Here is a 21,903-nt window from a genome sequence, read left to right as displayed (position 1 = left end):
ATGGCGCGGCGGCGGGCGCGCAGGGAATGGGTCGAAGGGAGCACAAGCCGATGGCTCGGCATGAACGGTTGAGCACACTGTTGGACCTCTTGGCGAAGCGGGAGAAACTCGACGTCGAAGAGGTGGCCGCGGAGCTGAACGTCTCCGCCGCCACGATCCGCCGCGACCTGGACCATCTCGCCGAACAGCAGCTGCTCACCCGCACCCACGGCGGGGCCGTCGCGAACGACCTCGCCTACGACCTGCCGCTGCGGTACAAAACCGCCCGCCACGCCCCGGAAAAACAGCGGATCAGTGCCGCGGCCGCGGCACTGGTGTCCAACGGCATGGTGGTCGGCCTCAACGGCGGCACCACGACCGCGGGCGTGGCGCGGGCGCTGGCCATGCGCGCGGACCTCGCCGACGCCCCCGGCCTCACCATCGTGACCAACGCGCTCAACATCGCCCACGAGCTCGCGGTGCGGCCGAACATGAAGATCGTCGTCACCGGAGGGGTCGCCCGCCCGCAGTCCTTCGAACTGAGCGGCCCGCTGGCGACCCTGGTGCTCAGCCAGCTCAGCCTGGACCTGCTGTTCCTCGGCGTGGACGCGTTGCACCCGGCCGCGGGCGCGTTCGCCTGCCACGAGGGCGAGGCGGACATCAACCGGCTCATGGTCAACAACGCCGCCCGCGTGGTGGCGGTGGCGGACAGCTCGAAACTCGGCCGCCGCGCCTTCGCCCGCATCTGCGACATCACCGACATCCACGAAGTCGTGACCGACAGCGACGCCGATCCCGACGTCACCGCCGAGCTCAAGGCCGCCGGAATCCCGGTCCAGATCGCCTGAAACCCGGCTCCGGCCCGCCGTCCGCCGCTGCTCCCGCGGACGGCGGCTCGGTCGTGCCCGGGTCCATTCAGGACACCCCCTTTCCGCGCCGCGTTCCCGCTCACCGGGCCTTGACAAAGCCGCGGCGCGATGTGCTTACTACTGCAAGTTCGAGCGTCACCTTGAGCATATTCACGCAGAATAGGAGGCTCCAGTGCCTCGACGACTCGCGTACGCGGCGGCCGGGCTCATCCTCACCGGCTCCGTCGCGACTCCTGCCGTGGCGCAACCGCTCACCTCGATCTCCGTGCCGCGCGGCCCCGACTCCCCCGGCTACCAGCTGCGCATCGACACCGCCCACCTGGGCCTGAGTCTTACGCGCGGCGGCGAACAATTGCTGCGCACCGCGTCCGACGCGTTCACCTTCGACGGCGGCGTGGCGACGCGCGTGCGGTCGATCTCGCGAGACGGCGCGACCGTCGTCGCCACCGCCGACAGCACCGCGGGCCGCCCGGTGACCCTGCGGATCACCCCGCACCAGGACCGGTTCGATCTGAAGTGGACAGTCGACGGCCTCGCCGCCGGACAGCGCGCGACCCACTTCGACCTCACGACGTCCGGCTACTGGTACGGCGGCGGCGAAACCAGCGAAGGGAAAGCCCAGCCGTATCCGCTTTCCGCCGGAACGGTGGACGAGCCAGAGTTCTCCCCCGCCAGCTACATGATGCAGGAACCCTACTTCTTCACGTCGAAATCGGTCGGGCTCTTCGTTCGCACCGCGCAGCCGATGAAGGTCGCGATGACAGGCGGGCGCGCCGACCTGACCGTGACGAACTCCGCGGAGTACTCGAGCACGGTGTTCGTGGAGTCGAACCGCCGAGCGGTGTACGACGACTACGTCGGCGAGGTCGGCAAGCCGGCCAAGAGCGACGCGACCGACGCCGAGTACGCGAGTCCACTGTGGAATTCCTGGGCGCAGTACTACCGCGACATCGACCAGGACAAAGTGCTTTCGTGGGCACGCGATCTGAAAGCGGCGGGCGTCGCCGGGCACACCGTGCAGCTCGACGACAAATGGGAATCCAACTACGGCAACCTGACCTTCGACCCGAAGACGTTCCCGGACCCGAAGAAACTGGCCGACGGGATCCACGCGATGGGCCAGAAGTTCGGCCTGTGGACCACGTTCTGGATCAACCTCGACTCGGCGAACTACGCCTACGCCCGCGACCACGGCTATCTGGTGCGCGCCAAGGGAAATCCGGCCCAGCCGTGCACGGTGACCTGGTGGAACGGCACCGCAGGCATCATCGACCTCGGCAATCCGCAGGCCCGCGAGTGGTACACCGGCAACCTGCGCAAGCTGATGGCCGACTACGGCGTCGACGGCTTCAAGTTCGACACCCGCTTCTTCGACGACCGCTGCGCCGCCACCGGGAACCTGACCCCGCAGGACTACCAGAAGCTCGGCGCGGACATGACCGACGCGTTCGACCAGCAGGGCGCGGGCATCCGCACGCACTGGGGCAACCAGCGCTACGGCTTCGTGATCCGGGCGGTCGACGCGGACACCACGTGGGACGGCCTGCGCACCTCGCTGCGCCGGGCGTCGGCGATCTCGGCCAACGGCTACCCGTTCGTCGAGACGGACATGATCGGCGGCTCGAACAGCATGCCGCCGCCGTCGCGCGAGGTGCTCGTGCGCTGGGCGCAGGCCGCGTCGCTGATGCCGCTGATGTACGCGTCGACGTCCCCGGTGACGACGGTCGACACCACCACCGGCAAGCCGGTCGCCTACCCGGCCGACACCGCGAAACTGTACGCCGACGCGGTCCGCACCCACGCAAAACTGGCGGGCTACCTGAAAACCCAGGTACAGCAAGCGGTCGCGGACGGCACGCCGATCATGCGGCCGGTGTACTTCGATTTCCCCGCCGACCACCGCTTCGACACCGTCGACGACGAGTGGATGCTCGGCCCCGCCCTGCTGGCGGCCCCGATGATCACCTCGGGCGCCTCCCGCGACATCGCGCTGCCTTCAGGACTCTGGTTCGACCCGCACACCAAGCGAGTCGAAATCGGCGGCCGGACCCTGCACGATTACGCGGCGCCGCTGGACACGACGCCGATGTTCGTCCGGATCGGCGCTCCCGGCTGGACGGAGCTCGCGACGAAGCTGTAAGTCGCCGACCGGGCGTCCTCGCGGCGTCCGGGCGCATGGCCGTGACCCAGCAGCTCGCCCGCATTTCCGCCGCGCACCTTGCCGCCCGTCGGCAGTCGGCGGAAACGCTGGGCGAACTGCTGGGTCACGGCGGGAACTGACCGGAGTCGACGACTAGACCCTCGCGCTGCTGCGACGCGGGTTCGACGGCTACGAAGAAGTCAATCCGGCCTACCGAGATGTGCTCTACTCGATCGACGGACATCCGGTGACCGCGCTGGAGCCACGGCACGTCGCAGCGTTGCACGGCATCACCCGGAGTCGGTCCGCGCCGTCGTGCCGTCGTCCCTGGAGCAGATCGAGGCCGAGCTGGGCTCGCTCGCGCGGACGGTAACCGGCGACCTAGCGGGGCAGCATTCGGCGCGATTTCTATGCGGAAGCTGCCCGCCGTGAGCTGGCCGTCGCGCTGTGGTGGGACTGACCGTCAAAGCCCCTGCAAGACCCGCTCCAGCGCCGCCCGGCCCGCAGGTCCCCAGTGCGGTTTCCCGCCGGGCAGGCCCTGGTCCCCGTTCTGTCCCATGAGGATGAGGAAGAGGCTCTTCATCGCGGCCAGCCCGCGGGCACGCCGGATCGCCGCCTCGTCCGCCCGCGCGTAGCTCTCGAAGAACCGCGCGGCCGTGCCCGCGGGCAGCAGCACCCAGGCGGCGGCGAGATCCCACGCCGGATCACCGGCGAACAGGTCGCCGAAATCCACGATGCCCGAGAGGGTTCCTTCCGAGACAACGACATTCGCCGGATGCAGGTCGCCGTGCACCCACACCGGCGGACCCTCCCACGCGCGGGCCGCGACGGCGTCGTCCCAGACTGCCCGGACGTCGTCCGCGAGGCTGCCGAGGGCGACTGCCTCGATGAATTCCTCGAAGCCGCCCGTGCAATCCCGGGGATGGGCACCGCGATCCGCGGCGATCGGCGCGTCGGCGGGGGCTTCGACGTGGAGCGCCCGAAGGAAATCCGCCAGCGTGTCGGCCGCGTGGACGCCGCGGCTGATCGTGCCGTGGTCGAGCGGTTCGCCGGGGACCCACGTCATCACGGTCCAGTGCTTGGGGAAACGCTCGGACGGTTCGCCGAACCGCACGGGCGCCGGCACCGGGAGCGGCAGACGTGGGGCCAGCACCGGCAGCCACCGGCGTTCCTTGAGCTGAAGCTGCGGGGTGGGGTCCATCCGCTGCATGCGGACGGCGAGTTCGTCCCCGAGCCGCCACATCTGGTTGCCCCAGCCGCCCGCCACCTCGCGGATCGGCAGACCGGCCAGGTCCGGATGCTGGTCCCGGAGCAGGTCGCGGACCAGGTCTGCGGTGATCTCGGTGGTGGGCATGGGAAGGGACAGTACCGAGACGGCGGCCGACGCAGCCTGCCCGGCCGCGGTCAAGATTGGCTCAACTTCCGGCTTGACATGATCTGCAGTGCGCGCTATAGAAATGGATATACGCGATAGCTGACCTGGGTGCCGAAACTACGTAGCCGGGGAGTGGTCGACGATGCCGGACACCATCAGCCGCCAGGGCGCGACTGCCCGCGAATTCGTCGAGCTGATCTGCGCCGATCCGGGCTGGTTGCGCGCCGAGTTCGAGTCGATCGTGACCGCCGCCGTGCTCCCGCCGTTGCACCCCAACGACTTTCCCCCGCGCAGCACCGGAAACCCAGCCGAGGCGCGGGTTCCGGCGAGCGTGTGGCGGGCTTGGCCGCCAGAGCACCGGGAGCGTTCTCCTCCGGCAAACCGCAGGCACCACACCCGACAGTCGTGAAATCTCTGGGGAGGTGATACCGGAGACGGGGAAGGTCTGCCACGACGCCCGGCCGAAGAGGCTCGCACAGCCCCGGCATCGCGTCTCGTGACGTGGTCCCGCGACCGCCCCGCCGCAGCACAGCACAGCACGGTTGCTTTTCACCCGAACTGGTTCCGGCCCCGCCGCTTGCGTCCGGCGGGGCCGGATCTCCGCGACAGCCCCGACAAGCGAACGCCCGCCCCGGCGGCGGGCACGTGGGAAGGAGAAAGGGAGGCGCATGGTCATGTTGATGCGAACTGACCCGTTCCGGGAGCTCGATCGGCTGACCCAGCAGTTCTTCGGCGGCAACGGCACCGCCACCCGTCCGGCGGTGATGCCGATGGACGCCTACCGGTCCGGCAACGACTACGTCGTGCAGTTCGACCTGCCCGGCGTCGCGCCGGAGTCGATCGACCTGGACGTCGAGCGCAACGTGCTGACCGTCAAGGCCGAACGCAGGCCCGACTACGGCGAGGACGCGGAGGTCCAGGTCTCCGAGCGCCCGCGCGGGGTGTTCTCCCGCCAGCTGTTCCTCGGCGACACCCTCGACACCGACAGCATCAAAGCCGACTACGACGCGGGCGTGCTCACCCTGCGGGTGCCGATCGCCGAACAGGCCAAGCCGCGCAAGATCGCCATCGGCGGCAGCGGCGGAGCCAAGCAGATCCGCGCCTGACTGTCTCGATACCGGCCCCGCCCCGCGGCGGGCGGGGCCACGAACTCTCCGAGGTTTCCCGCCCCGCACCGGCGCCGTGCTGCTCCTGCTCGGACGAGGACTGTCCAATCGCGACGTCGCCGCCGGGCCGGGGCCCTTCGGCTGAATCGCTTCGATCGGTGATTGCCGGGATCTCGTTGAGGAAAGCGGCAATACTCAACGGAGGTCGTACTGGATGTCGATCCCCGAACCCGGCCCGCCATTGCTGTTGATCGTCAGCCATCCGTGGTCGTACACGTCCGCGAGCTTGTACTCGAACCCGAAGTCGTACTTCTTGTCTCGGCCGAACGTCCCCGGCATCTCCCCCAGTTGCATCGCCCCGTGCGGCGATTTGCTCTCGCCGCTGTCCGGATCCGTGACGTAGACGACCGGACCCAGCGCCAGGCTCAGGTCGCTGTTCAGTTCGGAGTCGGTGCTGGTCTCCACGTGCACCATCACCGCCATGACCTGTTCGGAGCCGTACTTCGACCGCTGCTTCGCGATCTTGGTGACGGTGAACGACGGATCCGTCGGCGCGACAGCCGAAGAACGCGAGAAGTGCACGACCTCGCCGACCTTCTTCACCGGATTGCCCCGCGGGCCGGTCGACCCGGCGGACTGTGTCGCCTCGGGCGTGGACGGCGCGGCGGACGACGCCTCCGTAGTAACGGTCACGGTGACCGTTGGCGGTGCGCTCGCCACCGCGGCATCGCCATTCCCGGAGCAGCCAGCGGAAAGCGCCGCTGCGGTCGCCACCGCGCAGCAGAGCAGCAACCACGAACTTGTTCGCATCAAGGAACTCCCGGTCGATCAGCATTACGACGCGGCCGCACCGAAGGCTTTCTTCTCGATCGCAGCACACAAGTCGCAATGACCCGATCGACCGTTACGAAAGCTGTCCACACCAGACCGAATCCGTCCCACCTCCGGTCGGCGGTAGCGCGCCACCCCGCTCTCCGCCACCCTGGGCAGTCGAGGACGGGAGGCCGCACGTGAAGGTCGTCATCGCCGGCGCGGGCATCGGCGGGCTGACCGCTGCCCTGCGGCTGCACCGCGAAGGCATCGAATGCGCGGTGTACGAACAGAGCACCCGCGTCGCCGAGCTCGGGGTCGGGATCAATGCCTTGCCGCACGCGGTCAAGGAGCTCGCCGCGCTCGGGCTGCTCGGTCAGCTGGACGAGATCGGGATCCGCACCCGCGAGCTGTTCTACACCCATCGGCTCGGGCAGGTGATCCTGCGCAAGCCGTGCGGGCTCGACGCCGGGTTCACGCTCCCCCAGTACTGCCTGCACCGCGGCAGGCTGCGGAACATGCTGCTGCAAGCGGTCCAGACCCGCCTCGGTCCGGAGGCGGTGCGGACCGGGCATCGGCTGACTGGGTTCGAGCAGGACGCGCAGGGCGTGCGGGTGCGTTTCGCTGAGCGGGAAAGCGGCGAAGAGGTGACCGTGGCCGGGGATGTCCTGGTGGCGGCCGACGGGATTCACTCGGCCGCGCGGTCACTCCTGTTCCCCGAGGAAGGACCGCCGCGCTGGAACGGGGTCTTGATGTGGCGCGGCGCCACCGACTGGCCCGCGTTCGGCGGCGGCGATTCGATGATCGTCTCCGGCGGCACCGCGGCCAAGCTGGTGATCTATCCGATCGGGCCGGGCCGGAGCGCGGGCACCCGGCTCACCAACTGGGCGGTTTGCGTTCAGACCGGGCGGCCCGGCGACCCGCCCCCGGACCGGCAGGACTGGGCCAAGCCCGGCGACCGCGCGGAGCTGGCCCGGCACGTCGGGCGGTTCCGGTGCCCGGAGGTCGACCACGCCGCGCTGGCCGAGGCCACCGAGGAGATCTTCGAGTTCCCGATGTGCGACCGGGACCCGCTGCCCGCCTGGTCGCACGGACGCGTGACGCTGCTCGGCGACGCCGCCCATCCGATGTACCCGATGGGCTCCAACGGCGCCGGCCAGGCGATTCTCGACGCGTCCAGTCTCGCCGCGCAGCTGACGCGGCACGCCGATCCCGCCGAGGCGCTGCGCGCGTACGAAGCCGACCGGCTGGCCGCCACCGGCGAGATCGTGCTGCGCAACCGCCGGGGCGGCCCGGAAAACGTCATCGACGAGGTCGAGCGGCGCGCGCCGGACGGCTTCGACCGTCTCGAGGACGTCATCGACGCGGCGACGCTCGACGCGATCGTCAGCGGCTACGCGCAGGTTTCCGGGGCGTCCCAGCAGCAGGTGAACCGCGCCTGAGGTCAGGCGCCCTCCACCGAACCGGGCGGCAGGAAGTCGACGTCGTGCAGCGCCGACACCCGGACCACCTCGGCCGGGTCGGTCAGGTTGTGCAGCTTGTCGAACAGCGTCGCGAGCTTCCCGGCCGGGCTCACCCAGAACAGCCCCCGGGTCATGCCCTCGCTGCGGTTGTAATAGGCGTGCGGGAGCCCCTTCGGCATCCGCACGGTGTCGCCGGGGCCGGCGGTCTCCCACTGGCCGTCGAGGTAGAGCGTGAAGACGCCCTCCAGGATGTAGATGTGCTCGTCCTGCGTCGGATGGACGTGCGGCGGCACCCCGGTGCCGGGCGGATCGAGGGTCTCGAACGCGAAGCTCGACTCGCTGGCCGCCTTCATCGAGTAGGTGTGGCCGAGCACGTTCCACACTTTGTTCCGCATGCCCTCGCGGGCGGGCGTGATCCCCTTGGGCAGGGGACCTAGCACGATTTCCTCGCCGGTCATCACACCTCCTGGCCGATGGTTTCGTCCGACAGGGACTCTGCGCTATCCGGACGCCGGTGTACAGGTGCCATTCACGAGAACGCGAGAACGCCGTCCGCGAGAACCGGTGTCCCGTCCGTCGTGCGCACCTCGAAGGCGACGGCATCGGGAAGCGTCCGGCCCGCGTGGACCGACAGCGTCGTCCCGGGGAAAACCGGGTTCGTGAAGCGGCATTCGACCCCAGTGAGTTCGCCCGGGTAAACGCGGATCCGCGCGCATTCGCTGTAGACGACCGCGTTGGTCGCGCGGCCTCGAAGGACTCGATACGGCCGAGTCCCGCAGCATCGGACGGCTCGCGCTTTGGCAATGGGGCCGCGATCTCGTCGCCTTCGCGCGGGTGCCCGCCGCGGTACGTGAGGGGGACCCTGGGGGAATCTGATTCCGTCAGGGTTCCCCTTACGGCTTTGAACCTGAGCTGCGCGGGCGCTCAGTTGTACTCGGAGATCTCCACCCCGAACGTCCCCGGCTCCAGTGCCTCGAAGATGTGCGGCACGTCCCCCGGATAGCAGATGTAGTCGCCCGGCAGCAGCTCCACCGGGTCGTCCATGATGCCGATCCGCGCGCGGCCGGCGCACAGGACGGTGTGCTCGACCACGCCGCGCATGTGCGGGTCCGATCGCCGCGGGACGCCGGGCTCGGCGCTGACCAGGTAGATGTCCCGGCGAGCCGCGGACGGGCACGCGGACAGCAGCGTGCACGCGTAGTCGGCGTGTTCGGCGAACACCGTCGGGCCCTTGCCCGCGCGGATCACCTTCACCTCCTGCCTCTCCGGTTCGACCAGCCGGGAGAACGGCACGTCCAGCGCGACGCCGAGCGCCCACAGCGTCTCCACGCTCGGGTTGCCCGCGCCCGATTCCAGCTGGGACAACGTGGATTTCGCCAGGCCGGCCCGGCGCGCGACCTCGGTCAGCGAGAGGCCGGCGCGGGCCCGCTCGCGGCGCAGGGACGCCGCGATGATCTCCAGCGGCGCGCCCGTGCTCTCGTTCGGCATGTGTGTTCGCTCCATCAGTCTTCTCGTTCGCCTTGACGAACATGCCCCGACGTGTTCAGTATAGGCCACTATGCGTTCGATTTGGCGAACACTCGACCGCGGCCTCGCCCGCGACATCGGTCTCGTGTGCCTGGCCGACACCCTCGTAGGCGTGTCCTACGGCGCCATCGCGGTGGGCTCCGGCTTCCCGCTGTGGGCGCCGATGCTGCTCTCCCTGCTGGTTTTCGCCGGCGCGTCGCAGTTCATGTTCGTCGGCATCGTCGCCTCGGGCGGCAATCCGCTCGCCGCGGTGGCCGCCGGGCTGCTGGTGAACGCGCGGCACGTGCCGTTCGGCTTCGCGGTCGGCGACGCGCTCGGGCGCGGGCTGCTCGGACGACTGGCCGGAAGCCACCTGATGATCGACGAATCGGTGGCGTTCGCGCTGGCCCAGCGCGACGCGGCCCGGCGGCGGGCAGCGTACTGGGCGTGCGGCGCCGGGCTCTTCGTGTGCTGGAACCTCGGCGTCGTGGTGGGCGCGTTCGCCGGGTCCGCGATCAGCGACACCGACGCGTTCGGCCTGGACGCCGCCTTCCCGGCGGTGCTGCTGGCGCTCGTGCTGCCGTCGCTGAAAGACCGGGCGTCGCGGCTGCCGGTGCTGATCGGCGTGGTGGTCGCACTCGCGGCCACTCCCCTGCTCCCGGCGGGCCTGCCGGTGCTGCTGGCGCTGGTCGGAGTCGTCGCGGGCGCCGCCGCGAAGGAGCCGAAGTCCCTGGAAGGAGCGCACTGATGGACGGCGCGGAACTGATCATCGCGACGCTCGTGCTGGCGGCCGGGACGTTCGCGTTCCGGCTCGCCGGGCCGCTGCTGCGCACGAAAGTGCGATTGTCCCCGAGGGCCGAACGCCTGATGACGCTGTCGGCGGTGGTGCTGCTCGCCGCGCTGGTCGCGACCAGCGCACTGACCGAGGGGCCCGAATTCGCCGGAATCGCCCGGCCCGCCGGGGTGCTGGTGGGCGGGGTGCTCGCGTGGCGGAAGGCCCCGTTCGTGGCGGTCGTGATCGCGGCGGCGGCGACGGCGGCGCTGCTCCGGCTCGCCGGGGTGCCGTAACCGTTCCCGGAACAATTGCGCAGCGAATTCCCGGCGGAATTTTCCGCGCTCGATCACCCGGCGGGAAAATACCGATCAGGCGCGGGAGACGAATGCTCGTCTCCCGCGCCTGATCGGCGGGGAAATCAGTTTCGGTTCATCGAGCGGAAACGGCCCGCGAACCGGTCGCGCCGACCGCGCCGCACGTCGGTTCGTCCGGCTGGGCGGACACGCTCACCGCGTCCCACGCAGCCTTCACCGAGTTGAATTCGGTGCAGCCGTTGGGGAACAGGTTCTTCGCCGCGGTCAGCGTCCAGGTGCGGTAGCTCTGGTAGGAACTGCCGCTGGTCTTGAGCAGCATCGCGTTGTAGAAGATCTGCACCGCGGTCTTCACGCCGAGCCCGGTGACCGTGGAGTTGTTGCAGGTCGGGCTCGTCGGCTGGCCGTTGGTCGGGTTCGACCCCTCGGCGAGGAGGTAGAACCAGTGGTTGCCGGGGCCGGCCGCGGCGTGCACCTCGGTGCCGGGAATCGAGCTGTCGTAGCAGTTCGCGTGGCCGAGCTGGGACGGGTCGTACATGTTGCGGATCGGCCCGCTGCCGACGAGGTTCACCTGGTTGCCGACGAGGAAGTCCGGGACCGCGTACGGCGCGGGCTCGTTCGCGAACCACTCCGACGAGGCGCCGAAGACGTCCGCGACGAATTCCTGGGTGCCGCTGCCGGACATGCTGCCCGGGGTGTGGTCGTCGATGCCGTGGCCGAACTCGTGCCCGATCACGTCGAGCGAGCCGATCCACTGGCCCGCGGTGTTGTTCCCGACCTGGACCTGGGTGCCGTCGTAGTAGGCGTTCTGCTCGTTGAGGCCGACGCGGATCGGCCAGGCGCCGCCGTTGCCGTCGAAGCTGTTGCGGCCCAGCCATTGCGACAGCATCTTGTTCTCCTGCTGGATGCCGTACAGCGCGTCGGCGCAGCCGGTTTCCCGGTCGGTCTCGTCGCCGTTGCCCCAGCTGTCCGTCGACTTGGTGAAGGTCTGCTGGGTGTCCGCGTCCTGGCAGCTGAGGTTCGCGATGTTCGGGTCGGTCATCGAGTATCCGCCCGCGCCGTCCGAGGACGTGTCGAGGTGCAGCGGCTCCGGGCCGTTCCACACGCCCTGCGCGTCGCCGTACGCCACGTGTTCCTGCGTGTGCAGGACCTTTCCGGTCATCGCGTCGACGACGACGTCCAGCTTGCTCAGCCCTTCCGCGTTCCGCCCGGTCACCCGGGTCGTCCAGGCGAGTTTCGGGCTGCCCAAGGCATAAGTGGCGAGCGTCGCCGGCTGCACGCTGTCCACTGTGGGCACTTGGGTGCGGGCGATCGCTTCGGCCTGCTTGGCGGTCAGTTTCGGCGACGTGCTGGGCAGGTCGATCGCGGCGGTCTGCGCGACCGAGGTGGCGAGCACCTTTCCGGCCGAGTTCGTGGCCACGACGAAGTCGCCGCCGATCACCGGGAGACCCTTGTACGAGCGGTCGTACGGCACGTATTTCAGGCCGTTGACCGACGAGATCACCTTGTGCTGCTGGAAAACGTCGTCCTTGCCGGCGTGCAGGGCGGCGGGCCGGGAGGCGACCAGCGCCTGCGCGGCGGTGGCCGCCATGGCTTCGGCGGCCTGCGGACTCTGCGGTTCGAGCGGTTGCGCGTGTGCTGCGGTGGCCGTGGTGACGGCCCCGGCCAGCACCCCGGCTGCGAGCAGCACGAGCGGTCGGCGCGATTTCATCGGCGGTGTTCTCCTCCGGACAGGCCGGATCAGGCCCGGGGGTGGGGGCCGGATTCGGAAGTGGAATGGGATCGAACCCCGCCAAGAGTCGGGTTTTTTCCCACTCCGGACAACCGACGAAGGTCGTTAATTTATCAACTTCGGCGCATGGATCCCGATTTCCGGATCCCGCTTTCCGGGAATTCCGCGTTCCGCCCAAGAATCGCCACTCGCCCACCCCGGCAGCAGTCCGGCGTTCCGGATGAATCCGGCGGCAATGCGCCGGTGAATCCTTTGTAGACAGTGGGATTTCCGCTGTCCACAGTGGACTCGGCTGGTCCGGCGCGCCCGCATCCCGCGGTCAGCGAACGGCTGGTCCCGGGCCGTTCGCCTTGCTTCCCGGCGGGTCGCGGGTGTGTGATCGGAGACACAGTTCTTCCATCCGCCGTCGCTGAGGAGGCCGTCATGGCCGACAAGCAGAACAGGAGTGCCGACCCCGGGGCCGCCGTCGCTGTGGACGACCCCGCCAAGGTGCGCAACGTCGTCCTCGTCGGGCCTTCCGGTTCCGGGAAGACCACGCTCACCGAGGCACTGCTCGCCGCGTCCGGCACGGTGCCGCGCGCCGGTTCGGTCGTCGAGGGCACCACGGTGTGCGACCACGACCCCGCCGCGGTGCGCCAGCAGCGCTCGGTCGGGCTTTCCGTCGCCCCGGTGCTGCACGCCGGGCACAAAATCAACCTCATCGACACCCCGGGGTACGCCGATTTCGTGGGCGAGCTGCGCGCCGGGCTGCGCGCCGCGGACGCCGCGCTGTTCGTCGTCTGCGCCGCCGAGGGCGTGGACGCCGCCACCGTCGCGGTGTGGGAGGAATGCGCGTCGGTGGGGATGCCGCGCGCCGTCGTCGTGTCCCGGCTCGACCACCACCGCGCCGACCCGCTCGCCGAGATCGCCGCCTGCCAAGCCGCCTTCGGCGCGGGCGTGCTGCCGCTGTACCTTCCGGCGCCGGACGGCCTGGTCGGGCTCGTCACCCAGCGCCGCTACGACTATTCCGCCGGCTACCCGCCGCGCGTGGGCGAGCCGGACCCGGCCGTGGCCGAGGAGTTCGCCGAAGCCCGCAACGAGCTGATCGAGGGCATCATCGCCGAGAGCGAGGACGAGACCCTCATGGACCGCTACCTCGGCGGCGAGGAGATCGCCGAGGACGTGCTGATCGCCGACCTCGAGACGGCCGTCGCGCGAGGTTCGTTCCACCCGGTCATCCCGGTGTGCGCGACCAGCGGGATCGGGCTCGCCGAGGTGCTCGACGGCATCGTGCGCGCCTTCCCCTCGCCGCTGGAGCACACCCCGCCCGGCGTGACCAGCCCCGACGGCGCCGAGCACGCCGCGCTGTCCGCCGATCCGGACGGGCCGCTCGCCGCCGAGGTCGTGCGCACCGCGGTCGACTCGTACGTGGGACGGGTTTCGCTCGTCCGGGTGTTTTCCGGGACGCTGCGGCCGGAGCACCCGGTGCACGTCTCCGGCCACGGCCTCGCCGAACGCGGCCACGAGGACCACGACGCCGACGAACGCGTCGCCCACCTCTACTCGCCGCTCGGCGCGAACCTGCGCGAGGTGCCGTTCTGCGTCGCGGGCGATCTGTGCGCGCTCACCAAAGTGGGGTCCGCCGAAACCGGCGACACGGTGTCGTCGCCGGACGATCCGCTGCTGATCAAACCGTGGCGGATGCCCGAACCGCTGCTGCCGGTCGCCGTCGTCGCGAAGTCCCGCAGCGACGAGGACACGTTGTCCCGCAACCTTTCCCGGCTCGTCGCGGGCGATCCGACCCTGCGCCTGGAACGGAACGCGGAAACCGGGCAGCTCGTGCTGTGGTGCATGGGCGAGGCGCACGCGGAGGTGGTCCTGTCGCGGCTGCGCGCGGGCGGCGCGGACGTCGGCACCGAGCCGGTGCGGATCAGCCTGCGCGCCACGTTCGCGAAACCGGCGCGAGGCCACGGACGGCACGTGAAGCAGTCCGGCGGGCACGGGCAGTTCGCGGTGTGCGACATCGAGGTCGAGCCGCTGCCGCGCGGCGGCGGATTCGAGTTCGTGGACAAGGTGGTCGGCGGCGCGGTGCCGCACCAGTTCATCCCGAGCGTCGAGAAGGGCGTGCGCGCACAGCTGCAACGCGGCGTCCAGGACGGCTATCCGGTGGTGGACGTGCGCGTGACGCTGACCGACGGGAAGGCGCACAGCGTCGACTCGTCGGACGCGGCGTTCCAGACCGCAGGCGCGCTCGCCCTGCGGGAAGCGGCGGCGGCCAGCCGGATCTCGCTGCTGGAACCGCTGGACACGGTCGAGGTGAGCCTGCCGGACGAACACCTGGGCACGGTGCTGGGCGACCTGTCCTCCCGCCGCGGCCGCGTGCTGGGCACGGAATCCGGCGAGGGCGGGCACACCGTCGTGCACGCCGAGGTGCCCGCGGCGGAACTGCTGCGGTACGCGGTGGATCTGCGCTCGCTGACCTCGGGAACGGCGACGTTCACTCGCCGGCACGCCCGCTTCGAGCCGATGCCGCAGGGGGCGGCGGTGCCGACCTGAGCGCGTCTCGTGCGTGTTGATGCCGGTTAGAACCGGCACCGCCGCTCACGACCTGCCGCAAGGCAAGCGCCCCAATGCCACATTGGGTGCATGTGACGCACCGAATGCCACATTGGGTGCGTGGGACGCACCCAATGCCGCATTGGGGCGCATCGCCGCTCGCGGGTCAGAACTCGAACCCGCCCGGCCGCCCGTTGCGGTCCGCCACCAACCCGGCCAGTGTCGCGATCGCGATTTCCGCCGGGGTGCGCGAGCCGATGTTCAGCCCGACCGGCCGGTGGACCCGCGCGATGTCCGGTTCCGCCACGCCCAGCGCGCGCAGGGCTTCCACGTGCGGTCCCGGATGCCGCGGGTTGCCCAGCACGCCCACCCACCGCGTCGGCGTCGCCAGTGCGGCTTGCAGGACCGTCCCGAGTTCCGGGCGGTGGTGGTCGGTCACGACGACGTCCGCGTCCGCTCCCGGAGACGGCGCGGTGGTGCGGACTTCGACGCCTTCCGGGGCATCGCTGGCCCGCGCCTCGTCCGGCTCGAACAGCACGGCGTGGTAGCCCAGATCGGCCGCGTAGCGCAGCAGGTACCGGGCCACCGGCGAGGCGAACACAGCCACCAGGGTCCGTTCGGCGGGCGGTTCTTCGACCTCGCCGTGTGCGACGGCGCAGGCATCGGGTTCGGTCGTCATGCGCCTCAGTCTGCCTCAGAGGTCCGGCTCGGCGAATTCGAAGTACTCCGGCAGCGGCGCGGTCCCGGCGAGCTTGAAGTACCGCACCTTCCGGCGCCGCCGCAGCGCCAGCGTGTCCCGCACGGCGTCGTTGTGCACGCGGCGCGCGATGACGACCCGGTGTTCGGCGTCGGTCAGTTCCTCGGCGAGCACGACCGGCAGCCGGGACCGGTCGATCGGGGCCAGGACCAGCGTCAGTTCGTTCTCCGCGGCCTCGCGGTCCGGCCGCGCGGCAGCTTCGGCGCGAGCGGCTGCAGCGTGCAGTTCAGCACCGTCGTGCAGGACTGCGGCGACGGCTCGGGCCACCACGGCTCGGCGCGCGAGAGCGGCTTCCAGAGCGGCCCAGCCCGCGTCGGTCCGGACGTGCAGGCGGTCGAGCCGGTTCGCGGTCGCGACCAGGAACAGCCCGCCGAGCACCACGATCGCGGCCGCCGCCACGAGCAGCCACACCAGCACCGTCACGCGAGCTCCCGCTCCCCCGCCGCGACCAGCCGGGGGTCCGCCGCGATGGCCGTCTCGTACACCCGCAGCACCTGCGTGACCACGACCCCCCAGTCGTACGCGGTCACCCGCTCGCCCGCCGCGGCGGCGAGCGACGCGCGGTGCGCCGGGTCGCCCAGGAGTTCGCGCAGGCCGTCGGCCAGGGAGGCCGGGTCGCCGGTCGTGGTGAGCATGCCGGCGCGACCGTCGTCGAGGACGCGGCGGAACGAATCGAGGCCGCTCGCCAGCACCGCGGTTCCCGCCGCCATCGCCTCGGTGAGGATCATCCCGAAGCTCTCGCCGCCGGTGTTGGGCGCGCAGTAGACGTCCACGCTGCGCAGCGCACGCGCCTTCGTCTCGTCGTCGACCTGGCCCAGCAGTTCGATGTGCGGCCACAGCTGCGGCCCGGCCATCCGCCGCAGCTGGTCCGGCTCGCCGCGGCCGACCACGAGCAGCCGCAGGTCCTCGAACTCCGGGAGCAACCGCCGCGCGGCCTCCAGCAGCACGTCCATGCCCTTGCGCGGTTCGGTGAACCGGCCGACGAACCCGATCGTCCCGCCCGCGCGCGGGTAGCCGTCCAGCGGCAGCGCCCGGGAAAAGAACTCGACGTCCACGCCGTTCGGGATCTCGACCGCGTCGCCGCCCGCGTGCTCCACCTGCACCCGCCGGGCCAGCGCCGACACCGCGATCCGCGCGGTGATCTTCTCCAGCAGCGGACGCAGCACCGGCTGGAACGCCGCCAGCGTCCGCGAGCGCGTCGTCGCGGTGTGGAAGGTGGCCACGATCGGCCCGTCCGCGACCTTCAGCGCCAGCAGCGACAGGCTCGGCGCGGCCGGTTCGTGCAGGTGCAGCACGTCGAAGCCGTTGTCCCGGATCCAGCGCCGCACCCGGGCGTAGGAAACCGGCCCGAACTGCAGCCGCGCGACCGAGCCGTTGTACGGGATCCCCAGCGCTTTGCCCGCCGGGTGCACGAAATCCGGCAGCTGCGCGTCCTCGTCCGCCGGGGCCAGCACCGACACCCGGTGCCCGCGTTCGAGCAGCGCCTTCGCCAGGTCGATCACGTGCCCCTGGACCCCGCCCGGAACGTCGAACGAGTACGGGCACACGATCCCGATCTTCAACCCGCGCGCCACCCGGGTCAGCTCGCTTCTTCCAGCGCCGTCGCCGCCGCGTCGGCGGGCCAGAACGGCTGCAGCATGTGCCAGTCGGCCGGATGCGCGGCGATGTCGCCGGCGAACACGTCGGCCAGCGCCTGCGTCGCGGCGGGCACCTCGGCCCGCGCGGTGACGCGGATGCGCGGGTGGATCCGGATCTCCCAGCCGTCCTCGGTGAACCAGCAGCCGGTCGGCAGCAGCGCGGCACCGGTGGTGGCGGCGAGCCGCGCCGGGCCGGGCGGCAGGTGCGTCTGCTCGCCGAAAAACCGTACCGGGATCCCGGACGACGTCAGGTCCCGGTCCCCCAGCAGGACCACCACCTTGTTCTCGCGCAGCCGCCGCAGCAGCAGCCGCATCGCCGCGCTGTCGCCGGTCAGCGGCACGATCTCGAAGCCGAGCGACTCCCGGAACGACACGAACCGGCGGTACAGCGATTCGGGCTTGAGCCGTTCCGCGACCGTGGTGAAGGTGCCCGCGTAGCTCGCGAGCCAGACTCCGGCGATGTCCCAGTTCCCGCTGTGCGGCAGCGTCATCACCGCGCCGTTGCCCTCGGCGAGCGCGGCGTCGATGTTCTCCGCGCCGGTCACCGTCACCTGCTTCGCGACCGCCGCGTGGTCCATCGCCGGGAGCCGGAACGTCTCGAACCAGTACCGCGCGTACGACCGCATCGCGCGCCGCACCAGCTCGTCCAGCTCCGCTTCGCCCGCCTGCGGCACGACGCGCGCGAGGTTGGCGCGCAGCTGCCGCACTCCCCCGCCGCCGCGCCGCGCGGCCATGTCGGCGCCGAAGGCGAAGGTCGCCGACCCGAACGACTTCGGCACCCGCCGGACGAACCGCCAGCCCGTCGCGTAGCCGAACTCGCTGAGCCGCTGGGACAGTGTGCTCACGGTTGCGCCCCGCCTGCCGATGAGTCGGCCTGTTTCGCCGCGGCCGCCCGCGCCGCGCTCGCCACCGCCGCGGCCCGCTGCAGCAGCGTGACCACCGACAGCACCGCGAGCAGCCACAGCGTGATCTCGACGGTGTAAGGCACGCCCAAGCCGTGCAGCCCGGTGCCGACGAGGGCGATGATGAGCCGCTCCGCGCGTTCCACCAGCCCGCCGTCGGCTTCGAGGCCGGACGCTTCGGCGCGCGCCTTCACGTAGGAAATGACCTGGGCCAGCACGAGGCAGATCAGCGCGGCAGCCGCGGCCCGGTTGTTGTGGTCCTGGACGAAGCACCACCACGCGATCGCGGCGAACAGCGCGCCGTCGACCAGCCGGTCGCACGTCGCGTCGAGCACCGCGCCGAAGGGCGTGCCGTACCCGCGGGCGCGGGCCATCGCGCCGTCGAGCAGGTCGAGCATGGCGAAGCCCCACACGGTGAACGTGCCCCACAGCAGCATCCCCTGCGGGAAGAACGCCAGCGCGCACGCGACGGCGCCCGCGGTGCCGAGCACGGTCATCGCGTTCGGGGTCAGTCCGGCGCGGACCAGGGCGGCGCCGATCGGGTCCGTCACACGGGAGACCGAGGCACGGGCGAAAATGTTGAGCATCTTCCTCGTCTGTGCACCTGATTCGGGGGCGGGTGGGCGACGAAAGCCTATCGACCCCGCTGTCCGAACCGGACCCGCCCGCCCGCGACCCGCCGGAACGTCAGCCGGATTTCGGCAGTTCGGCGAGCGGCGCGGCCGATTCCGCCGCCTCCTCGGCCTCCCGGACGGCCTGGCACTTGGGCCGCAGCCCGGCCAGGATCGCCTCGGAAATCTCGCCGAGCTGCCGCACCTGCTCGGCGCTCAACTGGTCGAACAGCGTCTCCCGGACCGCCTCGACGTGCCCCGGCGCGGCTTCCTCCAGCGCGGCGAACCCGGAGTCGGTGAGCACCGCCCACGACCCGCGCTTGTCCGTCGGGCACGACTCGCGCTGGACCCAGCCCTTCGCCTCCAGCCGCGCCACCGCGTGCGACAGCCTGCTGCGCGACGAACCGCGCACCGACGCGAGCTCGCTCATCCGCAGCCGCCGTCCGTCCGCTTCGGACAGCGCGACGAGCACCTCGTAGTACGTGTGCGGCATGCCCGACTCGTGCTGCAGCTGTCCTTCGAGGTGGGCGTGCAGCAGCGAACTGGCCTGGGCGTAGGCGCGCCAGACCCGCTGCTCTTCGTCGGTCAGCCAGCGTGGTTCGGACATATCGTCATCATACGCTGGTTGAGCACTCAATTACCGCCGCGCGACGGGCCTCACCACGCGCCCGCGAGCAGGTCGCGGGTTTCGCCGAGCAGCTGCGGCAGCACCTTCGTGTGCCCGATCACCGGCATGAAGTTCGCGTCGCCGCCCCAGCGCGGCACCAGGTGCTGGTGCAGGTGCGCGGCGATGCCCGCCCCGGCGATCACGCCCTGGTTCATCCCGATGTTGAACCCGTGCGCCGCCGAGACCGCCCGGATCACGCCCATCGCGTGCTGGGTGAACTCGGCCAGCTCGCGCGTCTCCTCGGGCGTCAGGTCCGGGTAGTCCGCGACGTGCCGGTACGGGACCACCATCAGGTGCCCCGGGTTGTACGGGTACAGGTTCAGCACCGCGAACACGGTTTCGCCGCGCGCGACGATCAGCGCGCGCTTGTCGTCGCCGAGACCGGGCAGGCGGCAGAACGGGCAGCCGTCGGACTCTTCGCCCTCGGGCTTGTCCTGGCCGCGGATGTAGGCCATCCGGTGCGGGGTCCACAGCCGCTGCAGCGCGTCCGGGACCCCGACCCCGTCCTGTTCGACGAGTTCCGGCTCGGTCACTTCAGGATCTTCTCCACGGCCTCGGCCGACGGCGACGCGTTCTCCCGGCGCTCGACCCACTCGGCGATCGCGTCGACCGCCTGGTCCACCGGGATCCCGTTGATCTGGCCGCCGTCGCGGAACCGGAACGACACCGCGCCCGCCTCCGCGTCCTTCGCGCCGGCCAGCAGCAGGAACGGCACCTTCTGCGTGGTGTGCGTGCGGATCTTCTTCTGCATCCGGTCGTCGCTCGCATCGACCTCGACGCGGATCCCCTTGGCGCGCAACGCCTTCTCCACGCCGCGCAGGTACTCGACCTGGTCGGCGGTGATCGGGATGGCGACCGTCTGCACCGGCGACAGCCACGCCGGGAACGCGCCCGCGTAGTGCTCGGTCAGCACGCCGAAGAACCGCTCGATCGAGCCGAACAGCGCGCGGTGGATCATGATCGGCCGCTGGCGGCTGCCATCGGACGCGGTGTACTCGAGGCCGAACCGCTTGTTCTGGTTGAAGTCGAGCTGGATGGTCGACATCTGCCAGGTGCGGCCGATGGCGTCCTTCGCCTGCACCGAGATCTTCGGGCCGTAGAAGGCCGCGCCGCCCGGGTCCGGCACCAGTTCGAGGCCGGAGTCGACGGCGGCCTGGCGCAGCGTCTCGGTGGCCTCCTCCCACTCCCAGTCCTCGCCGATGAACTTGTCCGAGTCGCCCCGGGTGGACAGTTCGAGGTAGAAGTCGGACAGCCCGTAGTCGGCCAGCAGGTCCAGCACGAACTTGAGCAGCGACCGCAGTTCGGACGGCATCTGCTCCTTGGTGCAGTAGATGTGCGAATCGTCCATCGTCAGGCCGCGCACGCGGGTGAGGCCGTGCACGACGCCGGACTTCTCGTAGCGGTAGACGGTGCCGAATTCGAACAGCCGCAGCGGCAGTTCGCGGTAGGACCGCCCGCGCGAGCGGAAGATCAGGTTGTGCATCGGGCAGTTCATGGCCTTGAGGTAGTAGTCCTCTTCCTCGAACTGCACCGGCGGGAACATCGTGTCCGCGTAGTACGGGAGGTGCCCGGAGGTGTGGAACAGGTCGCCCTTGGAGATGTGCGGCGTGTTCACGAACTCGTAGCCGGCCTCCTCGTGGCGGCGGCGCGAGTAGTTCTCCAGTTCGCGGCGGATGATGCCGCCCTTGGGGTGGAACACCGGCAGGCCGGAGCCGATCTCCTCGGGGAAGGAGAACAGGTCCAGCTCCGCGCCGAGCTTGCGGTGGTCGCGGCGCTCCGCCTCGGCGATGCGCTCGAGGTGGGCGTCCTGCGCCTCGGCCGATTCCCACGCGGTGCCGTAGATCCGTTGCAGCTGCGGGTTTTTCTCGTTGCCGCGCCAGTACGCGGCGGCGACCCGGGTGAGCTTGAAGGCCGGGATGAACTTGGTGGTGGGCACGTGCGGGCCGCGGCAGAGGTCGCTCCACACGCGTTCCTTGGTGCGCGGGTCGAGGTTGTCGTAGATGGTCAGCTCGCCAGAGGAGGAACTGTCCACCTCCATGACCTCGCTGGTGTCCACAGCGTCCACATCGGACTTGAGGTCCACCAGCTCGAGCTTGAACGGCTCGTTCGCCAGTTCCTCTTTGGCCTCGTCGGTGGAGGCGAACACGCGGCGCGAGAACTGCTGCGCGCCCTTGACGATCTGCTTCATCCGCTTCTCGAGCTTCTGCAGATCCTCGGGCGTGAACGGCTTTTCGACGGCGAAGTCGTAGTAGAAGCCGTCGCGCACCGGCGGGCCGATGCCGAGCTTGGCGTCCGGGAATTCCTGCTGCACGGCCTGGGCGAGCACGTGCGCGGCGGAGTGCCGGATCACGCTGCGGCCGTCCTCGGTGTTCGCCGCGACGGCCTCGACCTGGGCTTCGGCTTCCGGCGCCCACGCGAGGTCGCGCAGCTTCCCGTCGGCGTCGCGGACGACGACGATCGTGTCCGGGCCCTTGGTGGGCAGCCCGGCTTCGCGCACCGCGGCGCCCGCCGTAGTGCCCGCCGGCACCACCACGCGCGGGGCGGGTACGGCGGCAGCTGACGACGGTTGGGACACGATCGGACTCCTTTGGGAGATGTGACTGAAACGGCTTCCGCTGATGCTAGCCGTCGGCGGGTTCGCCGATTCGACCGCCGTCAGCCAACACTGCCCCCGGACGCCGAAAGGCCGCCCCGGGCGTGCGGGGCGGCCTCCCGGCGGCGCGGGAAG

Annotated in this window: 22 protein-coding genes; 9 read left to right on the top strand and 13 right to left on the bottom strand. The window is 70.6% G+C overall.

All coding sequences use genetic code 11. The features are described from left to right. The first annotated feature begins 50 nt into the window (after positions 1 to 50). Positions 51 to 827 carry a DeoR/GlpR family DNA-binding transcription regulator gene (locus EIZ44_RS24340; protein ID WP_134731380.1) on the top strand — a complete coding sequence of 259 codons (777 nt, stop codon included), beginning with the start codon at positions 51 to 53 and terminating at the stop codon, positions 825 to 827. Positions 828 to 1,020: 193 nt separating this feature from the next. Continuing rightward, positions 1,021 to 2,988, top strand: coding sequence for a glycoside hydrolase family 31 protein (locus EIZ44_RS24335; RefSeq protein WP_240691392.1), 1,968 nt, complete (start codon positions 1,021 to 1,023; stop codon positions 2,986 to 2,988). A gap of 463 nt (positions 2,989 to 3,451) precedes the next feature. On the opposite strand, the gene EIZ44_RS24330 is transcribed toward EIZ44_RS24335, so the two are convergent. Then, on the bottom strand, positions 3,452 to 4,342 hold the full coding sequence (locus EIZ44_RS24330; RefSeq protein ID WP_134731379.1) for an aminoglycoside phosphotransferase family protein: 891 nt from the start codon (positions 4,340 to 4,342) through the stop codon (positions 3,452 to 3,454). Between the two features lie 163 nt (positions 4,343 to 4,505). On the opposite strand from EIZ44_RS24330, the gene EIZ44_RS24325 reads away from it, so the two are divergent. Together EIZ44_RS24325 and EIZ44_RS24320 are read left to right on the top strand one after the other, a co-directional pair. After that, positions 4,506 to 4,772 carry a hypothetical protein gene (locus tag EIZ44_RS24325; protein ID WP_134731377.1) on the top strand — a complete coding sequence of 89 codons (267 nt, stop codon included), beginning with the start codon at positions 4,506 to 4,508 and terminating at the stop codon, positions 4,770 to 4,772. Positions 4,773 to 5,037: 265 nt separating this feature from the next. Beyond that, positions 5,038 to 5,469: an Hsp20/alpha crystallin family protein gene (locus EIZ44_RS24320; protein WP_037811573.1), complete on the top strand. Its 432-nt coding sequence runs from the start codon at positions 5,038 to 5,040 to the stop codon at positions 5,467 to 5,469. A 195-nt stretch (positions 5,470 to 5,664) separates the two neighbouring features. Here the strand turns inward: EIZ44_RS24320 and EIZ44_RS24315 are convergent, their stop codons facing one another. Continuing rightward, positions 5,665 to 6,162: a hypothetical protein gene (locus tag EIZ44_RS24315; RefSeq protein ID WP_134731375.1), complete on the bottom strand. Its 498-nt coding sequence runs from the start codon at positions 6,160 to 6,162 to the stop codon at positions 5,665 to 5,667. A 1-nt stretch (position 6,163) separates the two neighbouring features. Between EIZ44_RS24315 and EIZ44_RS24310 the strand changes: the two genes are divergently transcribed. Together EIZ44_RS24310 and EIZ44_RS24305 are read left to right on the top strand one after the other, a co-directional pair. Then, entirely contained in the window at positions 6,164 to 6,361 is a 198-nt protein-coding gene (locus EIZ44_RS24310) for a hypothetical protein (protein ID WP_134731373.1), read from the top strand. 118 nt (positions 6,362 to 6,479) lie between these two features. Further along, entirely contained in the window at positions 6,480 to 7,721 is a 1,242-nt protein-coding gene (locus EIZ44_RS24305; protein WP_134731371.1) for a flavin-dependent oxidoreductase, read from the top strand. Between the two features lie 2 nt (positions 7,722 to 7,723). Here the strand turns inward: EIZ44_RS24305 and EIZ44_RS24300 are convergent, their stop codons facing one another. Together EIZ44_RS24300 and EIZ44_RS24295 are read right to left on the bottom strand one after the other, a co-directional pair. Then, positions 7,724 to 8,200, bottom strand: a complete 477-nt coding sequence (locus EIZ44_RS24300) for a cupin domain-containing protein (protein ID WP_037811256.1) — start codon at positions 8,198 to 8,200, stop codon at positions 7,724 to 7,726. A gap of 466 nt (positions 8,201 to 8,666) precedes the next feature. Beyond that, positions 8,667 to 9,230 (bottom strand): helix-turn-helix domain-containing protein, encoded by a 564-nt coding sequence (locus tag EIZ44_RS24295; RefSeq protein ID WP_134731369.1) that lies wholly within the window; start codon positions 9,228 to 9,230, stop codon positions 8,667 to 8,669. 70 nt (positions 9,231 to 9,300) lie between these two features. Here EIZ44_RS24295 and EIZ44_RS24290 point away from each other — a divergent pair, with 70 nt between their 5' ends. Further along, positions 9,301 to 9,996: an AzlC family ABC transporter permease gene (locus EIZ44_RS24290; protein WP_037815640.1), complete on the top strand. Its 696-nt coding sequence runs from the start codon at positions 9,301 to 9,303 to the stop codon at positions 9,994 to 9,996. Then, a complete protein-coding gene (locus tag EIZ44_RS24285) occupies positions 9,996 to 10,316 on the top strand; it encodes an AzlD domain-containing protein (RefSeq protein WP_134731367.1) in 321 nt (106 codons plus the stop codon). Before EIZ44_RS24290 ends, EIZ44_RS24285 begins: the two co-directional genes overlap by 1 nt. 136 nt (positions 10,317 to 10,452) lie before the next feature. On the opposite strand, the gene EIZ44_RS24280 is transcribed toward EIZ44_RS24285, so the two are convergent. Continuing rightward, entirely contained in the window at positions 10,453 to 12,045 is a 1,593-nt protein-coding gene (locus tag EIZ44_RS24280) for a M4 family metallopeptidase (RefSeq protein ID WP_134731365.1), read from the bottom strand. Positions 12,046 to 12,489: 444 nt separating this feature from the next. Between EIZ44_RS24280 and EIZ44_RS24275 the strand changes: the two genes are divergently transcribed. Next, positions 12,490 to 14,601 (top strand): elongation factor G-like protein EF-G2, encoded by a 2,112-nt coding sequence (locus EIZ44_RS24275; RefSeq protein WP_037815636.1) that lies wholly within the window; start codon positions 12,490 to 12,492, stop codon positions 14,599 to 14,601. Between the two features lie 166 nt (positions 14,602 to 14,767). Here EIZ44_RS24275 and EIZ44_RS24270 read toward each other — a convergent pair whose 3' ends face one another. The 8 genes from EIZ44_RS24270 to thrS form a co-directional block, all read right to left on the bottom strand. Continuing rightward, complete coding sequence (locus EIZ44_RS24270; protein WP_205673286.1) at positions 14,768 to 15,280, bottom strand: XdhC family protein; 513 nt, start codon at positions 15,278 to 15,280, stop codon at positions 14,768 to 14,770. Between the two features lie 15 nt (positions 15,281 to 15,295). After that, positions 15,296 to 15,781 carry a LemA family protein gene (locus EIZ44_RS24265; protein WP_043835892.1) on the bottom strand — a complete coding sequence of 162 codons (486 nt, stop codon included), beginning with the start codon at positions 15,779 to 15,781 and terminating at the stop codon, positions 15,296 to 15,298. After that, positions 15,778 to 16,920, bottom strand: coding sequence for a glycosyltransferase family 4 protein (locus EIZ44_RS24260; protein ID WP_134731406.1), 1,143 nt, complete (start codon positions 16,918 to 16,920; stop codon positions 15,778 to 15,780). The genes EIZ44_RS24265 and EIZ44_RS24260 overlap by 4 nt, the downstream gene beginning before the upstream one ends. A gap of 17 nt (positions 16,921 to 16,937) precedes the next feature. After that, positions 16,938 to 17,840, bottom strand: coding sequence for a phosphatidylinositol mannoside acyltransferase (locus EIZ44_RS24255; RefSeq protein ID WP_037815633.1), 903 nt, complete (start codon positions 17,838 to 17,840; stop codon positions 16,938 to 16,940). After that, positions 17,837 to 18,484, bottom strand: a complete 648-nt coding sequence (pgsA, locus tag EIZ44_RS24250) for a phosphatidylinositol phosphate synthase (RefSeq protein WP_037815631.1) — start codon at positions 18,482 to 18,484, stop codon at positions 17,837 to 17,839. The genes EIZ44_RS24255 and pgsA overlap by 4 nt, the downstream gene beginning before the upstream one ends. 100 nt (positions 18,485 to 18,584) lie before the next feature. Continuing rightward, positions 18,585 to 19,115: a MarR family winged helix-turn-helix transcriptional regulator gene (locus tag EIZ44_RS24245; protein WP_134731363.1), complete on the bottom strand. Its 531-nt coding sequence runs from the start codon at positions 19,113 to 19,115 to the stop codon at positions 18,585 to 18,587. A gap of 50 nt (positions 19,116 to 19,165) precedes the next feature. Continuing rightward, positions 19,166 to 19,708, bottom strand: a complete 543-nt coding sequence (locus EIZ44_RS24240; RefSeq protein ID WP_037815627.1) for an HIT family protein — start codon at positions 19,706 to 19,708, stop codon at positions 19,166 to 19,168. Next, positions 19,705 to 21,750 (bottom strand): threonine--tRNA ligase, encoded by a 2,046-nt coding sequence (gene thrS, locus EIZ44_RS24235; RefSeq protein ID WP_134731360.1) that lies wholly within the window; start codon positions 21,748 to 21,750, stop codon positions 19,705 to 19,707. The genes EIZ44_RS24240 and thrS overlap by 4 nt, the downstream gene beginning before the upstream one ends. Positions 21,751 to 21,903: the final 153 nt, after the last annotated feature.

The organism is Amycolatopsis nivea (assembly GCF_004522235.1).
Classification (GTDB): domain Bacteria; phylum Actinomycetota; class Actinomycetes; order Mycobacteriales; family Pseudonocardiaceae; genus Amycolatopsis; species Amycolatopsis nivea.
This window is presented reverse-complemented; position numbering and strand designations above follow the sequence as displayed.